Origin of the sequence: Pseudomonas sp. 5P_5.1_Bac1 (assembly GCF_025466015.1) — a bacterium.
Lineage (GTDB): Bacteria > Pseudomonadota > Gammaproteobacteria > Pseudomonadales > Pseudomonadaceae > Aquipseudomonas.
Map to the genome: position 1 here is coordinate 155503 of NZ_JANLNX010000037.1, position 16342 is coordinate 171844.

Sequence of the window (16342 nt, forward strand, 5' to 3'; positions counted from 1 at the left end):
GGCGATTCTACGGGGCGGGGCCGATGTTCTCCAGCTATCGCGGCGATAGCCGGGCGCGCTGCTATAGTGCGCGGCGGATGAACCAGAGAGTGTGAACGTGCGCATAGCCCTTGTTGCCCTGACAGCCCTGCTCAGCCTCGTGGCCCAGGCCGCCCCGCTGGAAATCGCGACGTTCGAGCGCAGCCACTGGCCGGAAACGCTGGACACCCCGGTGTTGTTCGACGTCGCCTCGCGGGCCGAGATTCTGTCCTTTGCCCGGGTCCTGAGTGAAACCGAGGTGCTGAACGAGCCGACCCTGGCGGCGCGCCTGCAACTGCGCCAGATCAACCTGCCGGCCATCAGCGAATACCGCGAACGGCTCTGGCGCACGCTGTGGCGCAACTACGACATGGCCCAGCAGAGTTGCGAGCAGGACGCGTCGTTCTGCTATGCCATCGAAAACCTCGGTGACCTGCGCCAGCAAGCGGCGAAGTTCGCCGTCGACGCCGACTCCTTCTATGCCGGCTGGGCCGAGCCGAGCCGGCAGTTCCATAACGCCTACCTGAATGAACTGCTGCGCAAGGCCGCGCTGTTCCCGCAGACCGCCAGCGAAGTGATGTTCTACGACGCCGCAGAGGTCAACGGTGATCGTCTCAATGACCGTGTGTTCTTGTTCACCTTCGATGGTGGCCCGAGCATGGCCGGGGCCAGCACCGAGCAATTGAGCGTGTTCCTGCGCAAGCAGAAACTCGACGGCCTGTTCTTCGTCCTCGGCCAGAGCGTGCAGAGCCGGCGCGACAAACTTTCGCTGGCAGCGCTGCGTGAGGTCTATCGCGGACAGTGCGTCGGTGTGCAGGGCTGGCAGTACCGCTCCCATGCCCAGTGGAAGGACTGGGAAGACTCGGTGCTGCGCAGTGTGGCGCGGGTTCAGGGCGATCTGCCGGCCCAGTATGTGCCGCTGTTTCGCCCACCTTACGGCCAGCGCCGGGCCGACAGCGCCGGCTTTTTCGCCAGTCAGAACCTGCGCGTGACCCTGTGGGATATCGACGCCCAGGACCTCAGTCCACTGACCGCCGAGCAATCGGCGCAGCGCACCTTGAGTCTGATGTTGTTATGGCGTCGCGGCTTGATCCAGTTGCATGACAGCCAGCCGAAAGCGCAGGCGGTAGTGACCTGGGTGCTGACGCACACGGCACAAAGCGGGATTGGCTGGGAGAGTTGCCGAGACTTCGCGGGTCGGCAGTAGCAGGGGAGTCCGGGGCTGGACGAAACGTTTCAACGGGCTCCATCCTTGAATGTAGTCGCGCTTTGCGACGCCGCCAAGGGCAATTCGTCCAAGTGAAAAATAAACTGCCCTGACGCATGAAAATGCTTTTTCCGGTAACGGTTTTTGCGGTATGTAGGAGTCAGACAGCCGAACCCTGCAGCCAGGTGGCGTCTTCCAAGGCCCCCTTGTTGGCAGGTTCTCTTCCCGCCCGTAGCAACGCGGATACGGGAAGCGCGGCGGTCACTCTGCGATGCGCGAAGTACCGCATCGCGTAGCTTCCACATAAGGTGACCGAGTATGGATGACCAAGGACGCAACCCTTCCTCCAACCAGCCAATCCTGTATGTGCTCGATACCAATGTCCTGATTCACGATCCCAACGCCTTGCTCAACTTCGAGGAGCACCACGTCGCGATACCGATGACGGTGCTGGAGGAACTCGACAAGCTCAAGACCGGAAAACACACCGTCGCCGCCGAATGTCGCCAGGCCATCCGCCTGATCGACCAGACCCTCGGTGACGCCACGCCCGAAGACGTCGAACAGGGCGTACCGATCCAGCGTGGCAAGGGCGGGCCCAAGGGCTTCCTGTCGATCCTGATGACCCCGCGCGCCGAACCTCACCGTCTGCTGCCCGAACACCTGAACGACAACATCATCATCAACCAGTTGCTGGACCTGCGCAGTCGGCGCAAGGACCGCGACGTGGTGCTGGTGACCAAAGACATCAACATGCGCCTCAAGGCCCGCGCCTGTGGAATCGCGGCGGAGGACTACAGTACCGACCAGTTGGTTGACGACGTCAGCCTGCTGTCCAAGGGCTACCACTCGGTCACCGGATCGTTCTGGGACCGCGTGAGCAAGGTCGAGACCCGCCAGGAACGTGGTCGCACCTGGCACCGTGTGCAACTGATCGACAACCTGCCGGCGGTCCACGTCAACGAGTTCATCATTGACGAGCAGGGCTTCGTCGGCTGGATCAAGGGCATCAAGGACAGCGAACTGCTGCTGCTCGACCTGCACCAGGAACCGCTGCTGCACCAGGAAGCCTGGGGCCTGAAACCCCGCGACATTCATCAGGCGCTGGCGCTGTTCGCGCTGCTCGACCCGGACATCCACCTGGTCAACCTCACCGGCGCCGCGGGCTCCGGCAAGACCATCCTGGCCCTGGCCGCGGCTATCGAGCAGACCATGGTCAGCAAGCGCTACCGGCGCATCATCGCCACCCGCAGCGTGCAGGGGCTGGACCAGGAGATCGGCTTCCTGCCGGGCACCGAAGCGGAAAAAATGGAACCCTGGCTCGGCGCCATCACCGACAACCTCGAAGCCCTGCACATGGACGACGAGAGCACCCACGGCAGCGTCGAATACATCCTTGAACGCGTCCCGCTGCAGTTCAAGTCGCTCAACTACATTCGCGGCCGCAGCTTCCAGCAGAGCCTGATCCTGATCGACGAATGCCAGAACCTCACGCCGCACCAGATGAAAACCATCATCACCCGTGCCGGCACCGGTTCGAAAGTGATCTGCCTGGGCAACCTGGCACAGATCGACACCCCCTACCTGTCGGCCACCAGCTCCGGGCTGACCTACCTCACCGAACGCTTCAAGGACTTCCCCAACGGCGTCCACATCACCCTGCAGGGCGTACCCCGGTCGATCCTCGCCGAATACGCCGAATCCCACCTGTAAACCACGCCCCGGGCGGCCTCGCGCCGCCCGGTTTTTTTCGCTGGCAAAGCTGACTCCCAGGTTTACAATCGGGGCTCCTGATCTGGAGTAACCCCGTGCTGACTCATCTCGATTCCCAAGGTCGCGCCGCCATGGTCGACGTCACCGACAAGGCCGTGACCTTCCGCGAAGCCGTGGCCGAAGCCCGCGTGCGCATGCTCCCGCAGACTCTGGCGATGATCGTCGACGGCGCCCATCCCAAGGGTGATGTGTTCGCCGTGGCGCGTATCGCCGGGATCCAGGCGGCGAAGAAAACCAGCGACCTGATTCCCCTGTGCCATCCGCTGATGCTCACCAGCGTCAAGGTCGAACTGAGCGCTGAAGGCGCGGACGCTGTGCACATCGTCGCCCGCTGCAAGCTGTCCGGGCAGACCGGCGTGGAAATGGAAGCGCTGACCGCCGCCAGCGTCGCCGCGTTGACCATTTACGACATGTGCAAGGCCGTCGATCGCGGCATGACCATTGAAAACGTGCGCCTGCTGGAAAAGCTTGGCGGCAAGAGCGGCCACTACCAGGCGGATGCGCAATGAAGATCAAGGTGGTGTATTTCGCCCGCTACCGTGAGTCGCTGGGCACCGACGGCGAGGTGCTCGATGGCGCTTTCGCCCGTGTCGAAGACGTGCGCCAAGCCTTGCTCGACAAGGGCGAGCGCTACGCCGTGCTGGCCGAACAGAACCTGATGTGCGCACGCAACCAGGACCTGTGCAAGCCGGACGAAGCCCTGGAAGACGGCGACGAAGTCGCGTTCTTCCCGCCGGTCACCGGAGGTTGAGATGAGCGTTCGGGTCCAGACCGCGCCCTTCGATCCGGGCGCGGAAACCAATGCCATGCACGCGGCCAACGTCGGCGTTGGGGCCGTGGTGGCCTTCGTTGGTTATGTGCGTGACTTCAATGATGGCCGGGAGGTGGCGGGGATGTTCCTCGAACACTATCCGGGCATGACCGAGAAAGCGCTGGGCAAGATCGTCATCGAGGCCGAGGCGCGCTGGCCGCTGCTCAAGGTCGAGGTTCTGCACCGTATTGGCGCGCTCGAACCGGGCGAGCCGATCGTCTTCGTCGGCGTTGCCAGCGCCCACCGCCAGGCGGCATTCGACGCCTGCAACTTCATCATGGACTACCTCAAAACCCGCGCGCCGTTCTGGAAAAAGGAACAGACCTGCGAAGGCCCGCGTTGGGTCGAGGGCAAGCAGAGTGATGCTGACGCCGCCGAGCGTTGGTAGACACTGATTCCGAATTATCCGTAAACCTCATGGGAGCTGGCTTGCCAGCTCCTACAGCGTCTTGCCTGACTTTTCTGACTGTTGTTTTTTTGTACGATAAAGTCCAGTATGGATTCATAAGTACAAAATAATGACAGGCTCCGTGCCTGACTTCCTTTCCTCTGTCTTGTCACCCCCAACACAACAACGAGTGAGAGAGCCCCATCATGAAGACCTCCAACCTGATCGCCGGTCTGGCGCTTGGCCTGTTGGCCAGCAGCCCTGTGTTCGCGGCCGACGATGTTCTGCGCATCGGCATCGAGGCTGCTTACCCGCCCTTTGCCTACAAGACCCCGAATGGCATAGAAGGCTTTGACTACGACATCGGCAACGCGCTGTGCGCCGAGATGAAGGTCAAGTGCCAGTGGGTCGAGCAGGAATACGACGGCCTGATCCCGTCGCTGAAGGTCAAGAAAATCGACGCGGCCCTGTCGTCGATCACCATCACCGAAGAGCGCAAGAAGTCCGTGGACTTCACCAACAAGTACTACTTCACGTCGGCGCGCCTGGCGATGAAGGAAGGCACCCAGGTGGACGATCAGTACGCAGCCCTCAAGGGCAAGCGCATCGGTGTGCAGCGCGCCACTACTACTGACCGCTATGTGCGTGCGGTGCTGGAGCCCAAAGGTGTGATCGTGGTGCCGTATACCACCAACGAAGAGATCTTCCTGGACATGGAAAGCGGTCGTCTGGACGGTGTGTTCGCCGATACCATCCCGCTGCAACTGGGCTTCCTCGACACGCCACGGGGCAAGGGCTTCGCCTTTGTCGGCCCTGAGCTGAAAGATCCGAAATTCGTCGGTGAAGGCGCCGGTATCGCCGTGCGCAAGGGCAATACCGAGCTGGTGAAGAAACTGAACGATGCCATTGCCGCAATCCGCGCCGATGGCGAGTACCAGAAGATCCAGAGCAAGTACTTCAAGACCGACATCTACGGCGACTGATCGCCTGACTCAAGCGCCCGGGGCTGCTGCCCTTTCTGTAGGAGCGAGCTTGCTCGCGAAGCGGTACCCGCAGCCTCAGGCCTTGAGTTCCTTCAGGTGTTTGTACACCGTTGCCCGCCCCATATTCAGCACATTGGCCACATAGTTGGCCGCACTCTTGCCGCGGAACGCGCCTTCGGCGTGCAGGGCCAGGACCAGCTCGCGCTTGTGGTCGCGGTTGAGCACATTGAGGCTGAGCTGACGCTGGCGCAGCCAACTGTTGAGAAAGGTATTGATCCGCTCCTGCCAGTCATCGCGAAACAGGGCGTCGGGCTGCGGGATCAATTTGCTCGGTGACAGGAACAAATCCAGCGCCGCCTTGGCATTCTCGAACAGCGAAATATTCAGGTTGATGCACAACACGGCCTGCGGGTTGCCCGCGGCGTCGCGCAGCACCGTGCTCAGGGAGCGGATCTTCTGTCCGTCCCAGTTGAGCTTCTCGTAGGGGCCGATATTGGTCTCGTCGGTACCTTCCTCGAACATGTCTTCCAGCGCCGCGTCGTCACCGATTTCGCGTTTGGACAGGTTGTTGGCGATGTAGTCGATCTTCTGTGTGCGCAGGTCGTGCAGGACGACTTCGGCATGGGGGAAGAACAGCGTGGCGATGGCATCGGCGATCGCCCGGTAGTTCTGCAGGACATCATCGGGTGTCGACATTCGGGCGGGCTCCGGACGGGTTCAGCGCCCTGGGGCCAGGGCGCTGGGAGTGTGCCGCAAACGCGCGGGCGCGTCATCCTTCCTGGCGGGTGGCGAGGCGCGCGGGCGAGAGTTGCTCGGCGCTCAGGCCGAAATCACCGAGGTGGGCGGGCAGGGGCTCGCCGCGCACCAGTGCGGCGCTGGCCTGGCCCATTGCCGGCGAGGTCTGGATGCCGTAGCCGCCTTGCGCCGCGACCCAGAACAGGCCGGGCACGGCGCCGTCGAAACCGGCCACCAGATCTCCGTCGGCGACGAAGCTGCGCAGCCCGGCCCAGGTGCGGAACGGGCGGCGGATGTTCAGGGTGGTGGCTTCCTCGATCTGGTAGATGCCCATGGCGATGTCCAGCTCTTCGGGCTGTACGTCGTGAGGCTCGACCGGGTCGGCGTTGCACGGCGAGCCGAGCAACATGCCGGCGTCCGGCTTCATATAGAAGGACTCGTCGAGGCTGACCAGCATCGGCCAGCCGTGGGTGTCCAGGTCGGCCGGTGCTTCGAAGATGAACGCGGCACGCCGCTTGGGTTGCAGGCCCAACGGACGGGCGCCGGCCAGTTGGCCGATGTGGTCGGCCCAGGCGCCGGCGGCGTTGATGATCACCGGTGCGCGGAATTCGCCGCGGCTGGTTTCCACGCGCCACTGGCCGTCGTCTTCGCGGTGCAGGGCGAGGACTTCACAGTCGCCGTGCACTTCGCCCTGCTGGCGGCGGATGCCGCGCAGGTAGCCCTGATGCAGGCCGTCGGTGTCGATATCGCTGGCGCTCGGGTCGTACAGCGCGCCGTGGACTTTCTCCCGGCGCAGCACCGGCAGCCGCGCACAAGCCTCATCGGCGCTGAGCAACTGCATCTCCGGTACACAGGCGCGGGCGCTGTCGAACTGGCGTTGCAGTTCGGCTGCGTCGCCATCGAAGTCCACGGTCATCTCGCCGCGCGGGGTCAGCAGCGGGTGCTCGGCGAAGCCGGCCGGCGGCTGGTCGAAGAACGCCCGGCTGGCCAGGGTCAGGGCGCGCACCTGCGGCGTACCGTAGGCGGCGGTGTACAGCGCCGCCGAGCGACCGGTGGAGTGATAGCCCGGTAGCGTTTCGCGTTCGAGCAGCAGCACCCGGCCATGCGCGGCCAGCCAGTAACCGGTGGACGCGCCGGCGATACCGGCGCCGATAATGATGAAATCAGCCTGTTGCATGGGGCCTCCGACGCTGTCAGCGCGCGCGTTGCAGGTGGTACAGGGCGTTGGCCAGGGCGATGTCTTCGAGGCCGAGGCCGATGGAGCGGAAGAACGCGTGGCGCTGGTAGTCCGGGCGTGGTGCCTGGCCGCTGATCAGTTCCGGCAGGTCGCCGATGATGGCTTCGGTCTTCCAGCCATGTTCTTCGGCGGCCAGGCACATTTCTCCGGCGCTGCCCGGCGTGGTCACGCGGTAGTCGCAGTACACGTCCATCGCCGCGAGGCTGGCGGGTGGTACTTCATGAGCGCGCACCGCATTGGTGCTGATGGAGGTAATCAGCGCCGGCTTGCTCAATTGGGCCGGATCGATGACCGGCTTGGCCGACGAGGTGCACAGCAGGATCACATCGGCGTCGACCAGGGCCGCGTCGGCGTCGTCGTGCAGGCTCAGGCGCGGATCGAGGGCGGTGAGGGCGTCACGCTCGCTGGCGCGCTTGCCGTTGAGGCTCGGCGAGTAAAGGCGGATGTCCTGCCATGGGCGCAGGTTGCGGACGTAATGCAGGTGAGCGCGGGCAATCGAGCCGCTGCCGATGATGGTCAGGCGCCGGGCTTCGGCCGGGGCCAGGGCATCCACGGCCACCGCGGTGGTCGCGGCGGTGCGCGCGGTGGTCAGTTCGCCGGCGTCGCACAGCAACAGCGGCAGGCCGCTGTCCATGGACATCAGCAGGGTCCAGGCGGTGACCAGTGCGCCTTGCTCACGGACGATATAAGGCGAAGTCTTGACCCCGTAGACGCGCTCCTGCGCCAGCACGCCGCCGTAATTGATGAAGTCGCCCTTGCCGGACGGGAATTCCACCAGTTGCTGCGGTGGCTGCACCGCCTGGCCGGCTGCCAGGTCACGGAACAGATCGCGCAGCACCTGGGGAACATCCACCTGGGCGAGCAGTTGACGGGCGTGCTGCTGATCGAGAACGAGGGGCGCGGCCATTCGGGACTCCGGGGTGACTGGTTTCTAAACTAATTTTTCCATTATGGACTTTTAGTTTAAGTCTTCGCTATCCCGGTGGAAAAAAAGATTGGAGCTGCCGAGGGGCTTCGCGAGCAAGCTCGCTCCTACAGACCGGTATGGTCTGAGTCTGTAGGAGCGAGCTTGCTCGCGAAAAATTGCAGCCATAAAAAAACGCAGCTCCAAGGCTGCGTTTTCTCGATCATCCGTGCTTACGCGGCACTGATTTCAACAACTCGGTCGGCGGCATCTCGCAACTGATCTTGCGACCCAGCAACGCCTCGATCGCCGGCAACTGGTAGGAGTCATCCTCACCGGCAAAGCTGATCGACACACCGCTGGTCCCCGCACGACCGGTACGGCCGATACGGTGCACGTAGTCGTCCGGATCTTCCGGCAACGTGAAGTTGATCACGTGGCTGATGCCATCGATGTGGATACCGCGACCGGCCACGTCGGTGGCAACCAGCACGGTAATGCGGCCTTCGCGGAAGCTTTCCAGGGTGCGGATGCGCTTGTGCTGCGGCACGTCGCCGGACAGTTGCGCGGCATTCACGCCGTCGCGCACCAGTTTCTCTTCGATGCGCCGCACTTCGTCCTTGCGGTTGGCGAAGACGATCACCCGTTCCCACTTGTTCTCGGTGACCAGGTTGTACAACAGCTTGTACTTGTCGCTGCCGGCAACGGCGTAGACGTGCTGTTCGACGGTTTCGCTGGCGACGTTCTCCGGCTCGATCTCGACGATCGCCGGGTCGGTGGTCCACTGCTTGGCCAGGTTCATCACGTCTTCGGTGAAGGTGGCCGAGAACAGCAGGGTCTGACGCTCGCTCTTCGGCGGGGTCTGGCGAATGATCTGCCGGACCTGTGGGATGAAGCCCATGTCGAGCATGCGGTCGGCTTCGTCCAGCACCATCACTTCGACCATGTCCAGGTGCACTTCGCCGCGCTGGTTGAAGTCCAGCAGACGGCCAGGCGTAGCGACCAGGATGTCGCAGTGGCGGGCTTCGAGGGCCTTGAGCTGCTTGTCGTAGTCCATGCCGCCGACGAAGGTCATCACGTTCAGGCCGGTGTACTTGGTCAGCAACTCGGCGTCCTTGGCGATCTGCACCACCAGTTCGCGGGTCGGGGCGATGATCAGCGCCCGCGGCTCACCCATGTAGCGCTCTTTCGGCGGGGGAGTCTGTTGCAGCTGGGTGATGATCGAGATCAGGAAGGCCGCGGTCTTGCCGGTGCCGGTCTGGGCGCGACCGATGGCGTCCTGGCCACGCAGGGTGAAACCCAGGACCTGGGCCTGGATCGGCGTGCAATAAGGAAAGCCGAGGTCATGGATAGCGTGCATCAGCTCGGGGGAGAGCTTGAAGTCGTGGAAACGGGTTTTGCCTTCCTGTGGCTCGACGGCGAAGTCTTCCAGCTTCCAGGTCGAAGCTTGTGGTTTTGGCTTGCGCTCGCGGCGAGGTTTGGCAGCGGCGGCGGGTTCGGCGCGAACGGGTTGGGGTTCCTCGGCCTTGAGCGGGGCCACCGGTGCGGGAGCGGTGGCCGGCGTGGGTGGCTGCATCACGGGAGCAGCGCTTTCGGCGGCGAGTGGCTCATCCTCGCCTTTGCCGAACATCTTCTTGAGTGCTTTGAGCACGGTCTTCTCGTCAATTGATTAAGGAATGTACGCCGGGCAGTGTAATGCAAGATTCGGGCTCGGCGTAGCGGATTGCACTGACAACTACAGGGAATACGACCGTCAGCGCAAGCGCTCTGTCAGCCAGGCGCCAATGTCGTTGATTTCTTCCGGCAGCACCGCGTGTTCCATCGGGTATTCCTGCCATTGGGCACTGACGCCCCATTTTTTCAGGTACTCGAAGGCCGTGCGGCCCATGGCCGGCAGGACCACCGGATCGTAGACGCCATGCAGGCACAGTGCGGGGATGCGTTGCTGGCTGGCGCTGAGTTGAAGGTTGTCCTTGAAGGTCGGCGCGTAGGTGGACAGGGCCATCACCCCGCCGAGCGCTTCTTGCCACTTTATATAGGCGGTGTGCAGCACCACCGCGCCGCCCTGGGAGAAACCGGCCAGGATGATGCGGCTGGGATGGATGCCGGCACCGCGCTGCTCTTCGATCAGCTCGATGACGTGGGCGGCGGATTCTTCCAGTTGCGCCTCGTCGATCGCCCGGGCCGGGCTCATGGCCTTGATGTCGTACCAACTGGGCATTTCATAACCGCCATTGATCGTCACCGGGCGACTCGGTGCCTGGGGCATTACGAAACGCGTGCTGAGCAAATGCTCTTGCAGGGCTTCGGCCACTGGCATGAAGTCATAGCGGTCAGCGCCGAGGCCGTGCAACCAGATCACACAGGCGTCCGCAGTTTTCTGTGTTTCTAGAATCAAGGGTTTGGTCATGACTGCTCCGAAAAAGTGCACGCGATCTCAATTGAGTGCATGAAAAAAAGGCACGAGGGGGCAATACGGAAAGAAGGTGTCGCATTGCTGCAACTTTGCGCGTTGTAGAACACTGAAACGCTTTAGCCACCAGATCTGGTACGCGCTTTGCTACTTGACCTACGACGTGAGGTGGCGTGTTTCCGCGGTAACACCCCTCATGGGTAACCCAAGGCTGTCACAGAACAGCGTATTGCGCCAATTGACCCAATAACAAGCCGAAACGGGTCGGATGCGCCTCATAAGGGTGCGGTGCAAAACCGGCTCACACAACAAGAGCGATCTGGAGGTTTGAATGAAGATGTTGAAATCCACCCTGGCAGTCATGACGGCTGCCGCTGCGCTGGGCCTGAGCTCCTTTGCCCACGCGGGTGCGACCCTGGATGCGGTGCAGAAGAAAGGTTTCGTGCAGTGTGGCGTGAGTGACGGTCTGCCGGGCTTCTCGGTGCCGGACGCCAAGGGCACCATCGTCGGGATCGACGCCGACGTCTGCCGTGCAGTAGCAGCGGCGGTATTCGGTGACGCGACCAAGGTCAAGTTCAGCCAGCTCAACGCCAAGGAGCGCTTCACCGCGCTGCAGTCCGGCGAAGTCGACGTGCTGTCGCGCAACACCACCTGGACCAGCTCGCGCGATTCCGGCATGGGCCTGGTGTTCGCCGGCGTCACCTACTACGACGGCATCGGCTTCCTGGTGAACAAGAAGCTCGGCGTTTCCAGCGCCAAGGAACTGGACGGTGCAACCATCTGCATCCAGGCCGGTACCACCACCGAGCTGAACGTCTCCGACTACTTCCGCGCCAACGGTCTGAAATACACCCCGATCACCTTCGACACCTCCGATGAAAGCGCCAAGTCGCTGGAATCCGGTCGGTGCGACGTGCTGACCTCCGACAAGTCGCAACTCTACGCACAGCGTTCCAAGCTGGCCGCGCCGACCGACTACGTGGTCCTCCCGGAAACCATCTCCAAGGAGCCGCTGGGCCCGGTGGTGCGCAAGGGTGACGAGGAGTGGTTCAGCATCGTCAAGTGGACCCTCTTCGCCATGCTCAATGCCGAAGAAATGGGCGTCACCTCGAAGAACGTCGAGGCCGAAGCCAAAGGCACCAAGAACCCTGACGTGGCGCGCATGCTCGGCGCCGACGGTGAGTACGGCAAGGACCTGAAACTGCCGAAGGACTGGGTGGTGCAGATCGTCAAGCAAGTGGGTAACTACGGCGAAGTGTTCGAGAAGAACCTCGGCAAGGCTACCCCGCTGCAGATCGACCGCGGTCTGAACGCCCTGTGGAACAACGGCGGCATCCAGTACGCGCCACCGGTGCGCTGATTGGGTCGGCCCGCGGCGGCGAGGTTGCCGCCGCGGGCCGTTACGTTCCTTCTCTTCGGGGCTTTTCATGCAAAATCCACCCAAGGGCTTGTCCCTGAACGACCCACGTGTGCGTGCGTGGCTGTTCCAGATCCTCACCATTGTCGTGGTGGTCGGTCTGGGCTGGTACCTGTTCCACAACACCCAGACCAACCTGCAACACCGGGGCATCACCTCGGGCTTCGACTTCCTCGAGCGCAGTGCCGGTTTCGGCATCGCCCAGCACCTCATTCCGTACACGGAATCCGACACGTACGCCCGGGTATTCGTCATCGGCCTGCTCAACACCCTGCTGGTGACCGTTATCGGCATCATCCTGGCGACCCTGCTGGGGTTCATCATCGGCGTGGCACGACTGTCACCGAACTGGATGATCAACAAGCTGGCCACGGTGTATGTCGAGACTTTCCGTAACATCCCGCCGCTACTGCAGATCCTCTTCTGGTACTTCGCGGTGTTCCTGACCCTGCCGGGACCGCGGGGTAGCATCAACCTCAACGACACCTTCTTCATCAGCAACCGTGGGCTGAACATGCCCGGGGCTTCGCTGGCCGACGGCTTCTGGCCGTTCGTGATCTGCCTGGTGGTGGCAATCGTCGCCGTGGTGCTGATGGTGCGCTGGGCCAACCGGCGTTTCGAAGCGACCGGCGTGCCATTCCACAAGTTCTGGGCCGGACTGGCCCTGTTGCTGGTGATCCCTGGGCTGAGCGTGCTGTTGTTCGGCAACCCGCTGAGCTGGGAACTGCCGCAATTGAAAGGATTCAACTTCACCGGTGGCTGGGTACTGATCCCCGAGCTGCTGGCGCTGACCCTGGCACTGACCATCTACACCGCGGCGTTCATCGCCGAGATCGTGCGCTCCGGCATCCGTTCGGTGAGCCACGGCCAGACCGAGGCGGCACGTTCGCTGGGCCTGCGTGAAGGCCCGACGCTGCGCAAGGTGATCATTCCCCAGGCGCTGCGGGTAATCATTCCGCCGCTGACCAGCCAATACCTGAACCTGGCGAAAAACTCCTCGCTGGCGGCCGGTATCGGTTACCCGGAAATGGTTTCGCTGTTCGCCGGCACCGTGCTCAACCAGACCGGCCAGGCCATCGAGGTCATCGCCATCACCATGAGCGTTTACCTGGCCATCAGCATCAGCATTTCGCTGTTGATGAACTGGTACAACAAGCGCATCGCGCTGATCGAGCGGTAAGGAGACGCGCATGACTTCCCATGTTTTCAAACCCGATATGCCGCCACCGGTGAAAACCGTCGGCGTACTCGCCTGGATGCGCGCCAACCTGTTCTCCAGCTGGATGAACACCCTGTTGACGCTGTTCGCCATCTACCTGGTCTGGCTGATCGTGCCGCCGCTGCTGCAGTGGTCGATCTTCGATGCCAACTGGGTCGGCACCACCCGCGCCGATTGCACCAAGGAGGGCGCCTGCTGGGTGTTCATCCAGCAGCGCTTCGGCCAGTTCATGTACGGCTATTACCCCACCGAGTTGCGCTGGCGGGTCGACCTGACGGTCTGGCTGGCCGTGATTGGCGCCGCGCCATTGTTCATTTCGCGCTTCCCGCGCAAGACGATCTACGGCCTGTGCTTCCTCGTTGCGTACCCGATCGTCGCCTACACCCTGCTGCACGGCGGGACTCTTGGTCTTGCCACGGTACCGACCAGCCAATGGGGCGGCCTGATGCTGACCCTGGTCATCGCCACCGTGGGCATTGTTGGCGCCTTGCCGCTGGGCATTCTGCTGGCCCTGGGCCGGCGCTCGAAAATGCCGGCGGTGAAAGTGGTCTGCGTGACCTTCATCGAGTTCTGGCGCGGCGTGCCGCTGATCACCGTGCTGTTCATGTCCTCGGTGATGCTGCCGCTGTTCCTGCCTGAAGGCATGAGCTTCGACAAGCTGCTGCGGGCGATGATCGGCGTCATCCTGTTCCAGTCGGCGTACATCGCCGAAGTGGTGCGCGGTGGTCTGCAGGCCATTCCCAAGGGCCAATACGAAGCCGCCGCGGCCATGGGCCTCGGCTACTGGCGCTCGATGGGCCTGGTGATCCTGCCGCAAGCCCTGAAGCTGGTGATTCCCGGCATCGTCAACACCTTCATTGCCCTGTTCAAGGACACCAGCCTGGTGATCATCATCGGCCTGTTCGACCTGCTCAACAGCGTCAAGCAGGCGGCCGCCGACCCGGCCTGGCTGGGCATGGCGACCGAGGGCTACGTGTTCGCGGCCCTGGTGTTCTGGATTTTCTGTTTCGGTATGTCCCGCTACTCCATGCATCTGGAGCGCAAGCTGGACACAGGCCACAAGCGTTAGGAGAGATTTTGATGAGCGAAGCGATCAAACAGCCTGTTGGCCCTGAAGGCATTATCCAGATGCAGGGCGTGAACAAGTGGTACGGCCAGTTCCACGTGCTCAAGGACATCAACCTGAACGTGCGCCAGGGCGAGCGCATCGTGCTGTGCGGGCCTTCGGGCTCGGGCAAGTCCACCACCATCCGTTGCCTCAACCGCCTGGAAGAACACCAGCAAGGTCGCATCGTGGTCGATGGTGTTGAGCTGACCAACGACCTCAAGCAGATCGAGGCGATCCGCCGCGAAGTCGGCATGGTGTTCCAGCACTTCAACCTGTTCCCGCACCTGACCATCCTGCAGAACTGCACCCTGGCGCCGATGTGGGTGCGCAAGATGCCCAAGCGCAAGGCCGAGGAAATCGCCATGCACTACCTGGAGCGGGTGCGGATTCCGGAGCAGGCCAACAAGTTTCCCGGTCAGTTGTCCGGTGGTCAGCAACAGCGTGTGGCGATTGCCCGGGCGCTGTGCATGAAGCCGAAGATCATGCTGTTCGACGAGCCGACCTCGGCACTCGACCCGGAAATGGTCAAGGAAGTGCTCGACACCATGGTCGGCCTGGCGGAAGACGGCATGACCATGCTCTGCGTGACCCACGAAATGGGCTTCGCCCGCACCGTGGCGAACCGGGTGATCTTCATGGACAAAGGGGAAATCGTCGAGCAGGCTGCGCCGGATGACTTCTTCGACCGGCCGCAGAACGAGCGAACCAAGCTGTTCCTGAGCCAGATCCTGCACTAATGAAAAGGGGCCGCAAGCGGCCCCGAAATCAGTTCTCTTCCTGCACCGCCGGCGCTGGCGGCGGTCGCAGACCTACCTCGGCAACCAGTTTCAGCGGCTTGCCATTGCGCACCACTTCGATCGCAACCTTCTCATTGGGCTTGATCCGCGCCACCTGGTTCATCGAGCGACGGCCATCGCCGGCCGGTTCGCCATTGATGCTGAGGATTACGTCACCCAGTTGCAGACCGGCTTTCTGTGCCGGGCCATCGCGGAAAATCCCCGCTACCACGATGCCTGGTCGGCCCTGCATGCCGAACGACTCGGCCAGTTCCTGGCTCAGCGGCTGCACCTCGATACCCAGCCAGCCACGAATCACCTGGCCATGCTCGATGATCGACTTCATCACCTCCAGCGCCAGCTTGGTCGGAATGGCGAAGCCGATCCCTTGCGAGCCGCCGGACTTGGAGAAGATCGCCGTGTTGATACCGGTCAGGTTGCCGCTGGCATCCACCAGCGCGCCGCCGGAGTTGCCGGGGTTGATCGCCGCGTCGGTCTGGATGAAGTCTTCGTAGTTGTTCAGGCCCAACTGATTGCGCCCGGTGGCGCTGATGATGCCCATGGTGACGGTCTGGCCGACCCCGAACGGGTTGCCGATGGCCAGGGCGACATCGCCGATATGGATATTGTCGGAGCGGCCGATGGTGATGGCCGGCAGGTTCTTCAGGTCGATCTTGAGGACCGCGAGGTCGGTTTCCGGGTCGCTGCCGATGACCCGGGCCAGCGTTTCGCGGCCATCCTTGAGCGCCACCACGATCTGGTCGGCGCCGGCGGTCACGTGGTTGTTGGTCAGCAGGTAGCCTTCCGGGCTCATGATCACCGCCGAACCCAGGCTCGATTCCCAGCGTCGCTGCTTGGGCAGGTTGTCACCGAAGAAACGCCGGAACTGCGGGTCTTCGAACAGCGGGTGCGCGGACTTGTTGACCACTTTGGTGGTGTACAGGTTGGCTACCGCGGGCGCCGCGTGGCTGACCGCATCGGCGTAGGACACCGGGCCCTGGACGATGCTGGTGGTCTGCGGCGCTTGTTGCAGGTTGACGTCCTGGCTGGGCAGGCCGACCCATTGGGGAAAACGCTGGATGACCAGCAGCGCGATCAGCACGCCGGTGAACAGTGGCCAGCCGAAGTAACGCAAAGCCTTGAACATTGAATGGATCCTGGGGGGTTGGCCCGAGCCGATGACGCAGTGGGGAGTTAATGAACGCGCGCGATCATACTTCGGCAAGACCTGTGCAGGAACAGCTAAATCATTCGGCCTGTGACGACGTTGGCCGAATGCCCCCAGGTTGTTGCCGCCGGTTTCCCCAACACAGTCGACGGCCCATAATGGCGGGCATTATACGGGGCCTTGCG

General features: G+C 62.7%; 16 protein-coding genes. 10 read left to right on the forward strand and 6 right to left on the reverse strand.

Translation table 11 applies throughout. The annotated features are described in order from the left end of the window. Positions 1–97 precede the first annotated feature (97 nt). The 6 genes from NTD82_RS06875 to NTD82_RS06900 all read left to right on the forward strand — a co-directional run bounded on the left by NTD82_RS06875 (position 98) and on the right by NTD82_RS06900 (position 5180). Entirely contained in the window at positions 98–1225 is a 1128-nt protein-coding gene (locus tag NTD82_RS06875; protein WP_262128177.1) for a polysaccharide deacetylase family protein, read from the forward strand. A 318-nt stretch (positions 1226–1543) separates the two neighbouring features. Continuing rightward, on the forward strand, positions 1544–2938 hold the full coding sequence (locus NTD82_RS06880) for a PhoH family protein (RefSeq protein ID WP_262128178.1): 1395 nt from the start codon (positions 1544–1546) through the stop codon (positions 2936–2938). A gap of 95 nt (positions 2939–3033) precedes the next feature. Further along, complete coding sequence (moaC, locus tag NTD82_RS06885; RefSeq protein WP_095154582.1) at positions 3034–3507, forward strand: cyclic pyranopterin monophosphate synthase MoaC; 474 nt, start codon at positions 3034–3036, stop codon at positions 3505–3507. Then, positions 3504–3749: a molybdopterin converting factor subunit 1 gene (gene moaD, locus NTD82_RS06890; protein WP_262128179.1), complete on the forward strand. Its 246-nt coding sequence runs from the start codon at positions 3504–3506 to the stop codon at positions 3747–3749. The genes moaC and moaD overlap by 4 nt, the downstream gene beginning before the upstream one ends. Position 3750: 1 nt before the next feature. Further along, positions 3751–4197 (forward strand): molybdopterin synthase catalytic subunit MoaE, encoded by a 447-nt coding sequence (gene moaE / locus NTD82_RS06895; protein ID WP_095154586.1) that lies wholly within the window; start codon positions 3751–3753, stop codon positions 4195–4197. A 206-nt stretch (positions 4198–4403) separates the two neighbouring features. After that, positions 4404–5180, forward strand: a complete 777-nt coding sequence (locus tag NTD82_RS06900; protein WP_095154588.1) for an ABC transporter substrate-binding protein — start codon at positions 4404–4406, stop codon at positions 5178–5180. A 75-nt stretch (positions 5181–5255) separates the two neighbouring features. Here the strand turns inward: NTD82_RS06900 and NTD82_RS06905 are convergent, their stop codons facing one another. The 5 genes from NTD82_RS06905 to NTD82_RS06925 all read right to left on the reverse strand — a co-directional run bounded on the left by NTD82_RS06905 (position 5256) and on the right by NTD82_RS06925 (position 10466). Continuing rightward, positions 5256–5876 carry a transcriptional regulator gene (locus tag NTD82_RS06905; protein WP_262128181.1) on the reverse strand — a complete coding sequence of 207 codons (621 nt, stop codon included), beginning with the start codon at positions 5874–5876 and terminating at the stop codon, positions 5256–5258. A gap of 73 nt (positions 5877–5949) precedes the next feature. Beyond that, entirely contained in the window at positions 5950–7092 is a 1143-nt protein-coding gene (locus tag NTD82_RS06910; RefSeq protein WP_262128182.1) for an NAD(P)/FAD-dependent oxidoreductase, read from the reverse strand. Positions 7093–7108: 16 nt separating this feature from the next. After that, complete coding sequence (locus NTD82_RS06915; RefSeq protein WP_262128183.1) at positions 7109–8059, reverse strand: ornithine cyclodeaminase family protein; 951 nt, start codon at positions 8057–8059, stop codon at positions 7109–7111. 220 nt (positions 8060–8279) lie between these two features. Next, positions 8280–9707 carry an ATP-dependent RNA helicase RhlB gene (gene rhlB / locus NTD82_RS06920; RefSeq protein ID WP_095154595.1) on the reverse strand — a complete coding sequence of 476 codons (1428 nt, stop codon included), beginning with the start codon at positions 9705–9707 and terminating at the stop codon, positions 8280–8282. Between the two features lie 102 nt (positions 9708–9809). After that, positions 9810–10466 (reverse strand): alpha/beta hydrolase, encoded by a 657-nt coding sequence (locus tag NTD82_RS06925; RefSeq protein ID WP_262128184.1) that lies wholly within the window; start codon positions 10464–10466, stop codon positions 9810–9812. Between the two features lie 334 nt (positions 10467–10800). Between NTD82_RS06925 and NTD82_RS06930 the strand changes: the two genes are divergently transcribed. The 4 genes from NTD82_RS06930 (at position 10801) to NTD82_RS06945 (ending at position 14950) form a co-directional block, all read left to right on the forward strand. Next, positions 10801–11829: an amino acid ABC transporter substrate-binding protein gene (locus NTD82_RS06930; RefSeq protein ID WP_095154599.1), complete on the forward strand. Its 1029-nt coding sequence runs from the start codon at positions 10801–10803 to the stop codon at positions 11827–11829. 67 nt (positions 11830–11896) lie between these two features. Then, complete coding sequence (locus NTD82_RS06935) at positions 11897–13066, forward strand: amino acid ABC transporter permease (protein ID WP_110969720.1); 1170 nt, start codon at positions 11897–11899, stop codon at positions 13064–13066. A gap of 10 nt (positions 13067–13076) precedes the next feature. Next, on the forward strand, positions 13077–14174 hold the full coding sequence (locus NTD82_RS06940; RefSeq protein ID WP_095154603.1) for an amino acid ABC transporter permease: 1098 nt from the start codon (positions 13077–13079) through the stop codon (positions 14172–14174). Between the two features lie 11 nt (positions 14175–14185). Then, on the forward strand, positions 14186–14950 hold the full coding sequence (locus tag NTD82_RS06945) for an amino acid ABC transporter ATP-binding protein (RefSeq protein ID WP_095154605.1): 765 nt from the start codon (positions 14186–14188) through the stop codon (positions 14948–14950). 28 nt (positions 14951–14978) lie between these two features. On the opposite strand, the gene algW is transcribed toward NTD82_RS06945, so the two are convergent. Further along, entirely contained in the window at positions 14979–16136 is a 1158-nt protein-coding gene (gene algW / locus NTD82_RS06950; RefSeq protein ID WP_095154607.1) for a Do family serine endopeptidase AlgW, read from the reverse strand. Between the last annotated feature and the right edge of the window lie 206 nt (positions 16137–16342).